Origin of the sequence: Micromonospora sp. NPDC005087, assembly GCF_042872965.1 — a bacterium.
Lineage (GTDB): Bacteria > Actinomycetota > Actinomycetes > Mycobacteriales > Micromonosporaceae > Micromonospora.
The window spans coordinates 428302-443278 of the sequence record NZ_JBIALB010000001.1 but is presented as its reverse complement, the minus strand read 5'-3'; the positions used below and the strand labels follow the sequence as shown (position 1 = coordinate 443278).

13 protein-coding genes are annotated in these 14977 nt (G+C 73.8%); 6 read left to right on the top strand and 7 right to left on the bottom strand.

The window, feature by feature from the left end:
• Positions 1-19: 19 nt before the first annotated feature.
• From ACFYPS_RS02015 to ACFYPS_RS02005, 3 genes are all read right to left on the bottom strand, one after another.
• Positions 20-967 carry a DUF559 domain-containing protein gene (locus tag ACFYPS_RS02015; protein ID WP_354962324.1) on the bottom strand — a complete coding sequence of 316 codons (948 nt, stop codon included), beginning with the start codon at positions 965-967 and terminating at the stop codon, positions 20-22.
• Positions 968-1155: 188 nt separating this feature from the next.
• Complete coding sequence (locus ACFYPS_RS02010; RefSeq protein WP_354962325.1) at positions 1156-2781, bottom strand: anibiotic ABC transporter; 1626 nt, start codon at positions 2779-2781, stop codon at positions 1156-1158.
• Positions 2778-3710, bottom strand: coding sequence for an ABC transporter ATP-binding protein (locus tag ACFYPS_RS02005; protein WP_354962326.1), 933 nt, complete (start codon positions 3708-3710; stop codon positions 2778-2780). The genes ACFYPS_RS02010 and ACFYPS_RS02005 overlap by 4 nt, the downstream gene beginning before the upstream one ends.
• A gap of 111 nt (positions 3711-3821) precedes the next feature.
• Here ACFYPS_RS02005 and ACFYPS_RS02000 point away from each other — a divergent pair, with 111 nt between their 5' ends.
• A complete protein-coding gene (locus ACFYPS_RS02000) occupies positions 3822-4604 on the top strand; it encodes a TetR family transcriptional regulator (RefSeq protein WP_354962327.1) in 783 nt (260 codons plus the stop codon).
• A 38-nt stretch (positions 4605-4642) separates the two neighbouring features.
• On the opposite strand, the gene ACFYPS_RS01995 is transcribed toward ACFYPS_RS02000, so the two are convergent.
• Positions 4643-6436, bottom strand: a complete 1794-nt coding sequence (locus ACFYPS_RS01995; protein ID WP_354962328.1) for an ABC transporter ATP-binding protein — start codon at positions 6434-6436, stop codon at positions 4643-4645.
• Positions 6437-6518: 82 nt separating this feature from the next.
• On the opposite strand from ACFYPS_RS01995, the gene ACFYPS_RS01990 reads away from it, so the two are divergent.
• Positions 6519-6947 carry a MarR family winged helix-turn-helix transcriptional regulator gene (locus ACFYPS_RS01990; protein ID WP_354962329.1) on the top strand — a complete coding sequence of 143 codons (429 nt, stop codon included), beginning with the start codon at positions 6519-6521 and terminating at the stop codon, positions 6945-6947.
• 199 nt (positions 6948-7146) lie between these two features.
• Positions 7147-8931 (top strand): N-acetylglutaminylglutamine amidotransferase, encoded by a 1785-nt coding sequence (locus tag ACFYPS_RS01985; RefSeq protein WP_354962330.1) that lies wholly within the window; start codon positions 7147-7149, stop codon positions 8929-8931.
• A gap of 22 nt (positions 8932-8953) precedes the next feature.
• On the opposite strand, the gene ACFYPS_RS01980 is transcribed toward ACFYPS_RS01985, so the two are convergent.
• Together ACFYPS_RS01980 and ACFYPS_RS01975 are read right to left on the bottom strand one after the other, a co-directional pair.
• Complete coding sequence (locus ACFYPS_RS01980) at positions 8954-10162, bottom strand: sigma-70 family RNA polymerase sigma factor (protein WP_354962331.1); 1209 nt, start codon at positions 10160-10162, stop codon at positions 8954-8956.
• 2 nt (positions 10163-10164) lie between these two features.
• Entirely contained in the window at positions 10165-10521 is a 357-nt protein-coding gene (locus tag ACFYPS_RS01975; RefSeq protein ID WP_354962332.1) for a YciI family protein, read from the bottom strand.
• Positions 10522-10807: 286 nt separating this feature from the next.
• Here ACFYPS_RS01975 and fxsA point away from each other — a divergent pair, with 286 nt between their 5' ends.
• From fxsA to ACFYPS_RS01960, 3 genes are read left to right on the top strand one after another with little or no spacing between them, the layout of a single operon-like run.
• Positions 10808-10999 carry an FxSxx-COOH cyclophane-containing RiPP peptide gene (gene fxsA, locus ACFYPS_RS01970; RefSeq protein ID WP_387322295.1) on the top strand — a complete coding sequence of 64 codons (192 nt, stop codon included), beginning with the start codon at positions 10808-10810 and terminating at the stop codon, positions 10997-10999.
• A 2-nt stretch (positions 11000-11001) separates the two neighbouring features.
• A complete protein-coding gene (locus ACFYPS_RS01965; RefSeq protein ID WP_354962333.1) occupies positions 11002-12330 on the top strand; it encodes an FxsB family cyclophane-forming radical SAM/SPASM peptide maturase in 1329 nt (442 codons plus the stop codon).
• Positions 12331-12333: 3 nt separating this feature from the next.
• On the top strand, positions 12334-13980 hold the full coding sequence (locus ACFYPS_RS01960) for an aKG-HExxH-type peptide beta-hydroxylase (RefSeq protein ID WP_387322293.1): 1647 nt from the start codon (positions 12334-12336) through the stop codon (positions 13978-13980).
• A 24-nt stretch (positions 13981-14004) separates the two neighbouring features.
• Here the strand turns inward: ACFYPS_RS01960 and ACFYPS_RS01955 are convergent, their stop codons facing one another.
• Positions 14005-14937, bottom strand: coding sequence for an SMP-30/gluconolactonase/LRE family protein (locus tag ACFYPS_RS01955; protein WP_354962584.1), 933 nt, complete (start codon positions 14935-14937; stop codon positions 14005-14007).
• Positions 14938-14977: the final 40 nt, after the last annotated feature.

Genomic DNA, 14977 nt, shown 5'->3' with positions numbered 1-14977 from the left:
GGCGCGGATGCCCGAGTCATCAGCCCCGGAAGATGCGGGTCGCGAGGATGGCCAAGGTTTCGCGGCGTACCGCGGCGACCTCGCGCACCAGGCGACGGTGGGCGAAGCGGACCACCAGGATCCCGGTGGTCGCCAGCAAGGCGTCCCGGCGCAGGTCGATCTCCCGCTGGTGGGGGTCGCCGTGGGTGGCGGCCCCGTCGAGTTCGATGTTGACCCGCTCCCGCTCGGCGAACATGTCGAGGTAGATGGTGCGTCGCCCGAGGCGCATGGGCACCTGTCGGCGGAACGCCGGCATGCCCGGGCCGGTGAAGACGTGCTCGTGCCCCCAGATCTCCAGCGGGCTGCGGCAGCCGTCGGCGAGCCTGGTCAGCAGCCTTCGCAGCGCTGCCCGATCGACCAGCTTCGGCGCACCATCCAGGGCCTCGGCCAACCGCTCGGGCGTGGTCAACCAATTGTTGACCGCCTGGATCACCGGTGCCCGCCGCTCGCTGTGCGGCAACGCCGGCCATGAGTCGATGAGGGCCTGCTCGAGCCGGGTGACCGTCAGTCCGCGTCGGATCACCACGTGCGGCGGGCTGATGACGAAATCCCGGCGCCGATGCACGACCAGTCCGGGTCGGGTGCGCAGGCTGGCGCTCGCCGGTGTGCTCAGGTGCACCAGGTCACCGACAGCCTGCGGGCACAGTCCCCACGCGCCCAGCGCGCTGAGATGACTGAGTGCGCCGCGGCCGTCAGCCCAGGCGAGAGCCGCACGCTGCCCCAGGGCAGGGTCGAGCCGACTCAGGGCAGGACCATCGGAGCGACCATCGACCAGGTGCACCGCCACGAAGACCTCGGGCAACACCCGCACCAGGTCACCGTTACGGCACGCCTGATCCAGCGTCCACTGTGGCACCACCTGCGTGGCCGCTCCACGCGTCACCAGCCCTGCGCCCAACTCCACCAGTTCCCGAAGCACCGAGTTCACGCCACGAACCGTGCAGCCCCACGCCAACCTCCCGCAACCAGTCACCCCTGCCCCTGTGCACACCCACCAACCTGTGGACGACGCCCCTCGCCGCTCGATTTCTGCTAGCCGCACCGATCGGTGGCAGCTCAGCGGGGAAGGCGTCGGCGTGTCGAGTTGCTCAGCTGCCAACGATCACGAAGAGCAGGTCAACTCGGGACGTCGCGGTGGCGGAAGGCGGCGACGCCGACGGCGAGCAGCGCCGCCGCCACCGCGGCGAGCACCACGAGAGGCAGCACCGCCGGGTCGACCGCGGGCACGGACGGCACATGGGTGTACGGCGAGACGTTGAGCGCGACCTGCGGCAGCTCCAGCACCGCGCCGAGCTGCCCCAGGAGTAGGAAGACCAGCAACGCCGTCCAGGAGAGCACCACCGACAGGCGGGGCAGCAGGCCGAAGAGCGCGGTCACCACCCCGGCCACCACGAGCAGGGCCGGCAGCCGCAGCAGCGCGGCACCACCCAGCGCGATGGCCTCGCCGAGCGGGTCGCCGGTGACCAGGCCGTAGCCGAGCCCGGTGGTCAGGCCGGCGAGCAGCAGCAGGGCGAGCGCGCCGAGCGCCGCGGCGAGGACCTGGGTGCCGAGCCATCGGGTACGGCTGACCGCCGTGGCGAGGGCGGCCTCCAGCACCCCGTCGGCTTCGTCGCCGCGTACCCGGAGCAGGGCCTGCACCACGTACGCCCCGATGGTCAGGGCGAAGAGCCCGAGCATCGCGGCCAGGTACGCGTCGACCAGGTCGGCTCCCCCGCCCATCGCGTTGATCGCCTCGGCGGCGGCCGGATTCTGCTCGATCATGGCGTTGAACTCGTCGGCGGCGACGCCCATCGAGACGCCGAGCACGGCGATGCCGACCGCCCAGCCGAGCAGGGTGCCGCGCTGCATCCGCCAGGCCAGCCCGGCCGGGCTGAGCAGCCACGCCGCACCGTTCGCGGGCTTGCGCCGGGGGGCGACCAGCCCGGCGCCCTGGTCCCGCTGCTCCGCGAGGGCGTACGCCAGCGCCACCCCGGCGAGCAGCAGCGCGACGGGCAGGGCGAGCACCCACCAGCGTTCCCCGCCGAAGGCCCGCACCTGGTTGCCCCAGCCGAGCGGGGAGAGCCAGGACGGCCAGGCGCTCTCCACCCGGGTGCCGTCGGCGCTGGTGTCGCCGAGCACGTCGCCGGCGGCGCGCAGCACGAAGGAGAGCCCGACGACGGCGGCGGCGAGCGCGTTGGCGCCCCGGGAGCTGACCGAGACCTGCGCGGTGACCGCGGCGACGCCGGTGAAGGCCACCCCGACGCCGCCGACCGCGCCGGCCGCCGCGACGGAACCGGCCAGCGGCAGACCTGCGCCGGTGAGGGCGACGGCGAGCAGCGCCGCGGCCGCCACGTTCGCCGCGACCACGACCAGCAGCGCGGCGGTGAGCGGCGCGTACCGGCCGACCACCGAGGCACCGAGCAGCTCGGCGCGCCCGGTCTCCTCGTTCTGCCGGGTGTGCCGGATCACCGCGAAGGTGCTCAGCAGCGCGATGATCAGGGCCAGCGTCACGTACGTCTCGGCGACCACCACCGCACCGACGTCGGTGCCGGCGATGGGGCCGTTGAAGGCCCGGGCGACCAGGCTGGACGCGGACGTGGCGGCGTAGCCCTGACGGGCCGCCTCGTCGGGGTAGATGCCGGCGACGCTGCCGGCGAGGGCATAGCCGAGCAGGGGCGTGCCGAGCACCCAGATCGCGAGGCGGATCCGGTCGCGGCGCAGCACGAGCCGGGCCAGCCGGCGGGTGCCGGTGAGGGCGGTCACCGGACACCGGCCTGCTGGACTTGCGCCGACTCGGGGTCGGCGGTGGCGCGGCCGTCGCCGTAGTGGCGCAGGAACAGCTGCTCCAGGGTGGGCGGGGTGCTCGTGAGGGCGCGGACGCCGAAGTGGATGAGCTGCCCGAGCAGCTGGTCGAGGTGCGCCGGCTCGACCTCCAGGTGGGTACGCCCGTCGACCTCGCGTACGTCGTGCACGCCGGGCAGCGCGTCCAGGCCGGTCACCGGGCGGGCCGTCTCGACGATCACCGCCGTGCGGGTGAGGTGGCGCAGCTCGGCCAGGCTGCCGGACTCGACGGTGCGACCCTCGCGGATGATGCTGACCCGGTCGCAGAGCGCCTCGACCTCGGCGAGCACGTGGCTGGAGAGCAGCACGGTGGCGCCGGCCTGCTTGATCCGCCGCACCTCGTCCTGGAACACCGCCTCCATGAGGGGGTCGAGGCCGGAGGTCGGCTCGTCGAGCACGTACAGCTCCACGTCGGAGGAGAACGCGGCGACGATGGCGACCTTCTGCCGGTTGCCCTTGGAGTACGTGCGGCACCCGCGGGTCGGGTCCAGATCGAAGCGTTGCAGCAGCTCGTCGCGGCGACGACGGTCGAGGCCGCCGCGCAGCTCGCCGAGCAGGTCGATCGCCTCCCCGCCGGAGAGGTTCGGCCAGAGGCTGACGTCGCCCGGCACGTACGCCAACCGGCGGTGCAGGCGCACCGCGTCGCGCCAGGGGTCGGCGCCGAGCACCCGCGCCTCGCCGGAGTCGCGGCGGAGCAGCCCGAGCAGGATCCGGATGGTGGTGGACTTCCCGGATCCGTTGGGCCCGAGGAAGCCGTGCACCTCCCCCGCCTCGACCCGCAGGTCGAGCCCGTCGAGTGCCCGGATGCCGCCGAACGTCTTGACCAGGTTGTCGATCGAGATGACGGGCATCGCCCCTCCAACTATTGGATGCGTCGACCGTCCCCACTGTACTGACCGTCGGTCAGCACAATCAACGGTGACGTCAGCCACCGGGTCAGGACGCCGGTTAGGCTGGCCGGCATGACCGCCGATCCCGCGGACGACACCCGCAGCCGGATCCTGCGCGCCGCGCTCGACCTCTTCGCCGAACACGGCTACCAGCGCACCTCGCTGCGGCAGATCGGCGAACGGCTGCGGTTGACCAAAGCCGCGATCCTGTACCACTTCCCGGCCAAGGAGCACCTGCTGGCGGCGCTGGTCGAGCCGCTGCTGGCCGACCTGGAGGCGCTGCTCGACGCGGCCCAGGCGCAGCCCACGGAGCAGGCCCGGTGGACGGTGCTGGAGGGCTGGGTGGACACCATGCTCGCCCACCGCCGGCCGCTCGGCATGCTCTTCCACGACATCGCGCTGGTCGGGCGGAACGACACGTACCACCGGTTGATGGGGATCGCGATGCGGGCCAACGACCTCATCGCCGGACCGGACGCCGGGCGCCGGGAGCGGGTCCGGGCGGTGCAGGCGGTCGCCACGTGCAGCGACCCGATCGTCTTCTTCACCGACGTGCCCGACGAGGTGCTGCGCGCCGACATGCTCGACGGCGTACGCCGCCTGCTGGCGGGGCCGGCGGCGGCCGCTGCGGTCCCGGCGGGCGCGGCCTCAGGGTCCGGGCGCTCGCCGGATGCGACCCTTGGCACCGACGCGGGTGACCGTCGGCGGAGACCGGGCCGGCCGCGGGCGATGGGCCGGGAGCAGGTCGAGGTGGCCCGGCGGATGCACGCGGCGGGCACCCACTCGGTGGACGCCATCGCCGCCGCCCTGGGCGTCTCGCGGGCCACCGTCTACCGCCACCTGGACGCCGAATAACGAGACGGTTTTAGCGACGGTTTCGAGACGGTTGTGAGTCAGGCGGCCAGGGTGGCGTAGCGGCCGTTGCGGTGCAGCAGGCTGTCGTGGGTGCCAGCCTCGACGATCCGCCCGTGGTCCAGCACCGCGATCTGGTCGGCGTCGCGCACTGTGGAGAGCCGGTGCGCGATGGTGATCGTGGTGCGCCCCTCGGCGAGCACGTCGAACGCCCGCTGCACGGCCCGTTCGGTTTCGGTGTCCAGCGCGCTGGTGGCCTCGTCGAGGACCAGGATGCGCGGGTCCCGCAGCAGCGTGCGGGCGATGGCCAGCCGCTGCTTCTCACCGCCGGAGAACCGGTGGCCGCGCGAGCCGACCACCGTGTCGTACCCGTCGGGAAGGCCGGCGATCAGGTCGTGGATCTGGGCGGCGCGGGCGGCGTCCTCGATGTCGGCGTCGGTGGCGTCCGGCCGGGCGTAACGCAGGTTCTCCCGGACGGTGGTGTGCAGCAGGTACGTCTCCTGGCTGACCACGCCGACGATGGCGGCCAGGTCGGCCAGGCGCAGGTCACGCAGGTCGACCCCGTCGACGGTGACCCGGCCGGCGGTCGGGTCGTGCAGCCGGCTGACCAGCCCGGCGAGGGTGCTCTTGCCGGAGCCGGTCTCGCCCACGAGGGCGAGGCTGGTGCCGGCGGGCACGTCCAGGGTGACCCCGGCGAGGGCGGCGGTGTCGCTACCCGGGTAGCCGAAGGTGACGTCCTCCAGGCGCAGGTGGCCGCGGACCCGGGCGGGGTCGAGTCGGACCGGCTCGGCCGGGTCGGCCACGTCGATCGGCAGGTCGAGGTATTCGAAGATGCGGGCGAACAGCGCCAGCGAGGCGGTCAGCGACACGCCCACGTTGAGCAGGCCCATCAGCGGCCGGAACAGGCCGCCCTGCAATGCGGTGAAGGCGACCAGGGTGCCGATGCTCAGCGTGCCGGCGGTGCCGGGCAGGCCGGCGGCGAGGTAGATGACCGCCGGTACGGCGGCGAAGATGATGCTCATCGAGGCCATCCGCCAGCGACCGGCCAGTTCGCTGCGCAGTTCCAGGTCGACCAGGCGGGCCGACGAGGCGGTGAACCGGTCGATCAGCGCGGGCCCGGTGCCGAGGGTCTTGGCCAGTTGGACGCCGCTGATCGACAGCCCCTCCTCCACGGTGACGTTGAGGTCGGCGAGCTCCCGCTGGCGCTGGGCGGTGATCTCCCGGCGCATGCGGGCGACCCGGCGGGTCAGCCAGATCGCCGGTGGCAGCACCACGAGGGAGACCAGGGAGAGCTGCCAGGAGAGCGCGACCATGGCGACGGCGGTGGCGATCACGGTGGTGAGGTTGGCCGCGACGGCGGTGGCGGTCGAGGTGACCACCGACTGCATGCCGCCGATGTCGTTGGTGATGCGGGACTGCACCTCGCCGGTGCGGGTCCGGGTGAAGAAGCCCAGCGACTGCCGCTGGAGGTGGCTGAAGACGTCGGTGCGCAGTCGGTGCATGATCTGCTGCCCGACTCGGGTGGAGATCCAGGTCTGGATGACGCCGAGGGCGGCGGTCACCGCGGCGACCGCGACCATGCCGAGGACCAGCCAGACCAGCAGGGTCACGTCGCCCTGCGGCAGGGCCCGGTCGATGACGGCACGCAGCAGGAACGGGGTGGCCATCGCGATGATCGAGGAGGCCACGATGATCGCGGTCACGGCGGCCAGCGCGGGCCGGTGGGCGGTGAAGAGCCGGCCGATGCGGCGCAGTGACACCTGGCGGGCCTGCGCCTTCTCGTCGGCGCTGACGGTGCGGTGGCCGCGGTCGCGGCCGGTGGGGGTGGATTCCAAGGGGCACTGCCTCTCGTCGGGAATATTGCTGAGGTTACCTCATCATGAGGTAGCAACCGCATCCCCTGCTACCGTATTCCCCGTGACGGAGCGCACGGCGGACGGCGACGACGAGAGCCTGGCGGAGACGTTCTGGGCGGTGGCCGGGCGACTGCGTCGGCAGGCGCGGGAGTCGTTGGCGCCATGGGACGTCACCCCCAGCCAGTCCCGGGCGCTCGGGGTGCTGGCGCGGCACGGTGAGCTTCGCCCGGGCGCCATCGCCGAGCACCTGCGCATCGCGCCCCGCTCCGCCACCGAGGTCATCGACGACCTCCAGACCCGGGGGCTCGTCGAACGCCGGCCCGACCCGGCCGACCGGCGGGCGACCCTGGTCGCGCTCACCGGGGAGGGCAACCGGGTCAGCGCCGCCATCCGGGCCGCCCGCCGGGCCGAGGCCGACCGCTTCTTCGGCCACCTGGACGACGCCGATCGCGACCAGCTCGCCCGCATCCTGCGCACCCTGCTCGGCTGAGCTGCAAGGAAGGGCACCTTGTTAACGCCTGGTGTAGAGGAAGGGGCCCTTCCTAACAATGAAGCCGTGTTTGCCCACCCCGCGCCCGGGTAGCCAGCGCGGCCCGTCCGGTAGGCGGGACCGGCCACGACACGGTCGGGCGAGGTGACAGGAGGATGTCCGTGCCGCTGGTGTCCCATCTGACTCACCACCCCGCCTGATGTGCGGGATCAGCGGCGAGGCTCGGTTCGACGGCAGGCCGCCCGATGCGGCGGCGGTCACCCGGATGACCGAGGCGATGCGGTCACGCGGCCCGGACGGCGAGGGCCTGTTCACCGACGGCTGGGTGACGCTGGGGCACCGCCGGCTGACCATCATCGACCTGTCCGACGCGGGCGGCCAGCCGATGGTGCGCGAGGACCTGGGCCTGGCGCTGGTCTTCAACGGCTGCATCTACAACTATCCCGAGCTGCGCGAGGAATTGACCCACGCCGGGTACGCCTTCCACTCCACCAGCGACACCGAGGTGATCCTGGTGGCGTACGCGCACTGGGGTGACCGCTTCGTCGACCACCTGGTCGGCATGTTCGCGATCGGGCTGGTCGACCGGGCCCGGCGGCGGCTGGTGCTGGCCCGTGACCGGCTCGGCATCAAACCGCTCTACCTCGCCGAGACCCCCGGGCGGCTGCGGTTCGCCTCCACCCTGCCGGCGTTGCTGCGTGCCGGCGACGTGGACACCAGCGTCGACCCGGTGGCGCTGCACCACTACCTGTCCTGGCACTCCATCGTGCCCGCGCCACGGACCGTGCTGCGCGGCGTACGCAAGCTGCCGCCGGCCACCATGCGGGTGATCGAGGCGGACGGGCGCAACCGGGAGGAGGTGTACTGGCGGCCGGACTACGTGCGGGAGCCGGCCGACGCCGGCATGGACGCCGCCGACTGGCGGGCCGCCGTGGGGGACGCGCTGCGCACGGCGGTACGCCGGCGGTTGGTCGCCGACGTGCCGGTCGGGGTGCTGCTCTCCGGTGGGCTGGACTCCAGCCTCATCGTGGCGCTGCTCGCCGAGGCCGGCCAGCGGCACCTGCGCACGTTCAGCATCGGTTTCGACAGCCGCGGCGGCGAGTCCGGCGACGAGTTCCACTACTCCGACCTGGTGGCCCGCGCGTACGACACCGACCACGACCGGATCCGGCTGTCCAACGACGACCTGGTGCCCGCCGTGCGGCGCGCCGTTCAGGCGATGGCCGAGCCGATGGGCAGCCACGACGTCGTCGCCTTCCACCTGCTCTCCGAGCAGGTGGCCCAGCACGTGAAGGTGGCCCAGTCCGGGCAGGGCGCCGACGAGGTGTTCGCCGGCTACGGCTACCACCAGCCACTGACCGAGGCGCCCCGGCACGGCGCCGCCGAGACGTTCGCCACCGCGTTCTTCGACCGCGACCACGACGAGCTGCGCCGGATCGTCGGCCCGGCGTACGCGCTGGACCACGACGCCAGCCGCGACCTGCTGACCGAGCACCTCGCCGCCCCCGGTGCGCAGACCGCGCTGGACGCGGTGCTGCGCCTGGACACCCACCTGATGCTGCCGGACGACCCGGTCAAGCGGGTGGACAACATGAGCATGGCGTGGGGCCTGGAGGTGCGCACCCCCTTCCTCGACCAGGACCTGGTCACCCTGGCCGCGCACTGCCCGCCGGAGCACAAGGTGGCCCAGGGCGGCAAGGGCGTGCTCAAGGAGGTCGCGCGGGAGGTGGTGCCGGCCGAGGTCATCGACCGGCCGAAGGGCTACTTCCCGGTGCCGGCGCTGCGCAACGTGGACGGGCCGGTGCGGGAGCTGGTGGCCGAGGCGTTGCAGGCGCCGGCCGCGCGGGAGCGGGGGCTGTTCCGCCCGGAGTACGTGGCACGGCTGCTCGCCGAGCCGGACCGCGCCGAGGCTGCGGCCGGCAGCAACAAGCTGTGGCAGCTCGGGCTGCTGGAACTCTGGATCCAGACGCACGGCATCCGCTGAGCTGTCAGCCGGCGCGGTGTGGTCAGTCGGTCGACAGAGCCGCCGCCCGCCCGCTGAGGAATGCCTGTTCGGCCGCGTTGTCGGTCAGCGCGGCTGCCCTCCGGTACGCCACGGCGGCCTCCCCGCCCCGGCCGAGCCGAGCCAGCAGGTCGGCGCGGACCGCGTGCCGTACGTGGTAGCCGTCCAGGTCGAGCCGGTCCACCTCGGCCAACGCCACCGCCGGTCCGGCCACCTCGGCGAGCGCGACCGCCCGGTTCAGCGCCACCACCGGGCCGGGGGCCACCGCCAGCAGGTGGTCGTACAGCTGGAGGATCTGCCCCCAGTCGGTGTCGGTGGCGCGCGGCGCGGCGCTGTGCACGGCGGCGATCGCGGCCTGGATCTGGTACGGCCCCGGCTGGTCGCGGCGCAGACAGCGGCGGACCAGCGACTGTCCCTCGGCGACCAGCGCGGCGTCCCACCGGGCCCGGTCCTGCCGGGGCAGCGGAACGAGGTCGCCGTCGGGGGTGGTCCGCGCGTCCCGACGGGACTCGGTGAGCAGCATCAGAGCGAGTAGGCCGAGCGCCTCCGGCTCGTCCGGCATCAGCTCGACCAGCAGTCGGGCCAGCCGGACCGCCTCGGCGCACAGCTCCGTGCGGACCAGTCGCCGTCCGGTGCTGGCCGTGTACCCCTCGTTGAAGATCAGGTAGAGAACCGCGAGCACGGCGTGCAGCCGGTCGGGCAGGTCGGCGTCGCGCGGAACGCGGTACGGGATCCGCGCGTCGCGGATCTTCGACTTGGCCCGGACCAGCCGCTGCGCCATCGTCGGCTCGGGCACCAGGAAGGCGCGGGCGATCTCGGCGGTGCTCAGACCGCCGAGCAGGCGGAGAGTGAGCGCGACCCGGGCGGCCGGGGCCAACGCCGGATGGCAGCAGGTGAAGATCAGACGTAGCCGGTCGTCGCTCACCGGTGTCTCCTCGACGGGTGGGTCGGCGGCGTACAGCAGGGCCGCCTGGGCGTGCCGGTCGGCCCGGGACGCTTCCCGGCGCAGCCGGTCGATGGCCCGGTTCCGGGCGGTGGTGATGATCCGGCCGGCCGGGCTGGGTGGCGGGCCGGTCTGCGGCCACCGTCGCAGCGCGATGGTGAAGGCGTCCTGGACGGCCTCCTCGGCGAGGTCGATGTCGCCGAGGAGGCGGACCAGGACGGCGACCGCGCGGCCGTACTCCGCGCGGAACACCGACTCCACGTTCTCCACGGTCAGTCGCCGGCTCCACCCTGGAACGGGCGGACCTCGACCGGCAGGGTGGTGGCCAGCGCGTAGCGGCGGCCCCAGTCCAGGGCGGCGTCCAGGTCCGGAACGTCGATGATGGTGATGCCGCCCAGGTACTCCTTGCCCTCGACGAACGGCCCGTCGGTGACGAGCACCTCGCCGTCGCGGGGGCGCAGCACGGTGGCGGATTCCGGGCTGTGCAGGCCCTGCCCGAAGACCCATGACCCGGTGGCGGTCAGCTCGTCACGCAACTCGCCGAGCTGGCGCATCACCCCGGCCAGGAACTCCGGCTCCGGCGGCAGCTCACCCTGCGGCTGGTGGATGCTGAGCAGGTAGAGAGTCATCGTTCCTCCTCGCGGGGCGGCCGGCCCGTCGCCGACCTCTCATCCTCCACACGAACGGCCGCCGGCCGGATCGACAGACCGCCCGGAAGAAATCCGAACGCCGGCCGCGTCGGCCGAGGTCGCGGGGCGGCACGACGGCGGCGGTGGTACGCCAGGTGACGGCGGGGTGGCCAGCGTGTGCGAGCTGCGGTGTCGCGCCATCCCGGGCCGGGCGCGATGGTGTAGAAAGGCGGAGTGAGCGCAGCGGTGACGCAGGTGCCGGTCGTTGACCGTGGGGCGGTCCACGGTGGCTGAGCACGCCCAACCGCCCACGCCCGTCACCGCCGGCGCCGCCCTGGTGCGGCTCGGCGACGTGCCGTTGGCGGATCTGCTGGCCGGCGCCGGTGACGGTGTGCTGGCCCACGTGCTGGCCACGCTGGTCACCGAGGGTGACCCGGCCCGGCCCGGCGACGTGTCCGCGTTCGAGTCGAGCTTCTGACCGTGTCGGCCGACGCCTCGCCGTCGGCCGACCAACGCCGCCCTGCCGCGGAGGTGGCACCGGCGGCTGCCCCGACCGCGCCCCGGGTACGCCAACTGGTGCTGAAGGTGCACTCGCGCTGCAACCTGGCCTGCGACTACTGCTACGTCTACCGGCACGCCGACCAGGGCTGGCGGGACCGGCCCCGGGTGATCGCGCCGGCCACCGTGGCCCGGGTGGCCGACCGGCTGGCCGCCCACGTCGCCCGGCACCGCACCGACCGGGTCCGCGTGGTCCTGCACGGCGGGGAGCCGCTGCTGGCCGGCGTCGCCGTGCTCGACCGGACGGTGCGTACGCTGCGCGCCGCGATGCCCGCCGGCACCACCCTCGACGTCACGATGCAGACCAACGGGCTGCTGCTGGACGAGGCGGTGCTCGCCTTCTGCCACACGCACGGCGTCGACGTCGGGGTGAGCGTGGACGGCGGCCGGACGGCCAACGACCGGCACCGCCGGCACGCCGACGGGCGGGGCAGCTTCACCGAGGTGGCCGCCGCGCTGCGCCTGCTGGCCCGACCCGAGCACCGGGCCCGGTACGCCGGCCTGCTCTGCACCGTCGACCTCGCCAACGATCCGGTCAGCGTCTACCGGAGCCTGCTGGAGTTCGATCCGCCCCTGCTGGACCTGTTGCTGCCGCACGGCAACTGGAGCACTCCCCCGCCCGGCCGCCACCCCGACGACCCCGCCACCCCGTACGCGGACTGGCTGATCGCCGTCTTCGACACCTGGTACCGGGAGACGCCCCGGCGCACCGGGATCCGGCTGTTCGAGTCGCTCATCGCGGTGCTGCTCGGCGGGCGCAGCGGCACCCAGGCGCTGGGCGTTGCCGAGCCGGACATCATGACGATCGAGACCGACGGCACCATCGAGGGCACCGACACCCTCAAGACGACCACCACGTCGGCGATGCGTACCGGGTTGGACGTCTTCCGGCACAGCTTCGACGAGGCGCTGCGCCACCCGTCGCTGGCGGGGCGGCCGACCGGGTTGGCGGCTCTCGGGGCGGCCTGCCGGGCCTGTCCGGTCGTCGGCGCCTGCGGCGGTGGCCTGTACGCGCACCGCTTCCGCGACGGCGCCGGCTTCGCCCACCCGTCGGTCTACTGCCCCGACCTGTTCCGGTTGATCCGGCACGTGCGGTCGGTGGTCGCCGCCGACCTGGAGGCGCTGCGCCGCCGCGTCGCCGCCCAGCCCGGCCCGGCCGAGGCGGCACCGCGCGACACGGTCCAGACACCGGTCGCGGGCCGCGCGGCGGAGGCGGTGGGTGCCGGGGCGATCGTGCTTGCGGGGCGGTGAGCCGTGTCGGGGCCGCTGTCCGGGACGCAGTTCGCCGGGCTGGCCGGCGGGCACGGTGACCCCACCGCCCTCGACGTGCTGCGCGGCGGGCAGTTGGGCCGGCGCAGGCTGCTGACGGTCGCCGCCGCCCGCGCGTACGGCGACGACCCGCTGGCCCGGCGCGGCCTGGAGCTGCTCACCCGGGCCGAGCGAGCCGACCCGGCGGCGGTCGCCGAGGTGCTGGCGCACCCGCCGCTCACCGGCTGGGCGCGCGCGGCCATCGGCCGGCCCGCCGACGCCGGCTACCTGGCCGCGCTCGCCGCTGCCGCGGCGACCCGGGCGGGTCTCGCCTTCGAGCTGACGCTGCCCTGCCCGGACGGCACGCTGCTGCTGCCCACCCTCGGCGGCGCGGTGGATCTCACCCCCGGCCCGACGGTGGTGAGCGCCCGGCACGGCACCGTGCGGATCGTCCCTCGGGACGGGCCGGCGCGCTGGCTGCCGGCGCGGCGGATCGCCCCGGCCGCCGGCGTCGAGGTCACCATCGACGACCAGGACCCGTGGCGGCGCCGGTACCACCACCCGCCCGCGCCCCGACTCGCCGACGACGCTGCCGCCGACCTGAGCCGGCTGACCGGGCAGGCGTGGCGGTGGCTGCACGTCAACCTGCCGGCCCACGCCGACGGGCTGGCCGGGTTGCTGCGCTCGCTGGTGCCGCTGCGGCCGCCGCCGTCCGGGCACGCGGTGAGCGCGACCAGTCGCGACGCGCTGGGCGCCATCGCGCTGTCCGTGCCGGCCGACCCGAAGACCCTCGCCCTGCTGCTGGTGCACGAGCTGCAACACACCAAACTCGGTGCGCTGCTGGACCTGGTGCCGCTGCACGGCCCCGGCGGGCCGGCCCGCTACCGGGCGCCGTGGCGGCTCGACCCCCGCCCGGTCGGCGCCCTACTCCAGGGCGCGTACGCGCACCTGGGGGTGGCCGAGGTGTGGCGCTGCCGGCGGGCGGAGGGCGTGACCGCCGCGTTCGAGTTCGCGTACCGGCGGGAGCAGACCGCCCGCGCGGTCCGGCAGCTCACCGACGCGGTGGAGCTGACCGACGCCGGGCGGAGCTTCGTGGCCGGCATGGCGGGCACCCTGCGCGGCTGGCGCGAGCCGGTCGACGAACGGGTCGAGGCGGCGGTGCGGGACATCGCCGACGGCGGCGCGGTGCGCTGGGGCCTGGCCAACCTGACCCCCCACCCAGATGAGGTCGACCGCGCGGTGCGGGCCTGGCGGCGCGAGCAGCCACGCCCGGACGACGGGCCGCCGCCGATGGTCGCGCCACGCCCGGCCGCCCCGGCGCTCGCCGTGGAGACCGGACCGGAGGCTGCGGTACGTGGGCGACTACTGACCGGCGACACTGGTCCGTCCATGCGGGACCCGTCTGACCGGGCTTACGCGGAAGGCGATCCGGTGCGGGCACTGGATGGGTACCGACGACGATTGAGCGGCGATCCCGGGGACACCGACGCCTGGGTGGGACTGGCGCTCGCCGCCCGGCGAACCGGGCATCCGGCCGCGGCCGTTGCCCTGGCGACCCGCCCGGACCTGGTTCGCGCGGTCCACCGGGCGGTGCCCGACGCCGACCTGCTGGCGTTGGCGACGTGGTGCCTCGACGCCCCGGCTTCTCCATGACCCGCGCCGTGCGCCGGTCGTCGCTCATCTCGCCTCGCCTCCGGTGGCCGCCGGGTAGCGGGCGCCGTTGAAGGTGACTCGCAGCGCGTACACGGAAGCGCCGGCGGTGATGAACAGGTGGTTGCGTTTCGGCCCACCGAAGGTGAGGTTGGCGACCGATTCGGGCAGCAGGAGCTTGCCGATGAGGGTGCCGTCGGGGTCGAAGCAGTGCAGGCCGTCCCAGGACGCGGCCCACACGCGCCCGGCGTCGTCGACGCGGAGGCCGTCGAAGCGGCCGAAATCGCATTCGGCGAAGACCCTCCCGCCGGTCAGGGAGCCGTCGGCGGTGACGTCGAAAACGCGGATGTGGCTCGGTTCCTGCCGGGTGTCGACGATGTAGACCTGCTGCTCGTCGCCGGAGAAGGCCAGGCCGTTGGGGCGGCAGAAATCGTCGGCGACGATCCGCAGGTCGCCGGTGGCCGGGTCGAGGCGGAACACGTGGCACGCGCCGCCGAACTCGTTCTCGCCCTTGTTGCCCTCGTAGTCGGAGTGGATGCCGTAGCTCGGATCGGTGAACCAGATCGTGCCGTCGGCGCGTACCACGACGTCGTTGGGGCTGTTGAGCCGCCGACCCTCGTAGCGGTCGGCGAGCACGGTGATCGTGCCGTCATGTTCGGTGCGGGTGACTCGCCGGTTGCCCTGTTCGCACGTGACCAGCCGGCCCTGGCGGTCCACGGTGTTGCCGTTGGCGTAGCCCGAAGCGTGGCGGTAGACGCCGACCGCGCCGGTGGTCTCGTCCCAGCGCAGCAGTCGATCGTTGGGGATGTCGCTCCACACCAGGTACCGGCCGGCTGGGAAGTACGCCGGGCCCTCGGTCTTGCGTGCGCCCGTGTGCAGCCGTTCGACGACGAAGTCGCCGTCCAGGTAGCGGAAACGCTCGTCGAGCAGGTGAAACTCCGCCGGAACAGTCTCGACCATCGCCATGCCTCCCAGATTTCGCCGATCACGTTCGGGCCAA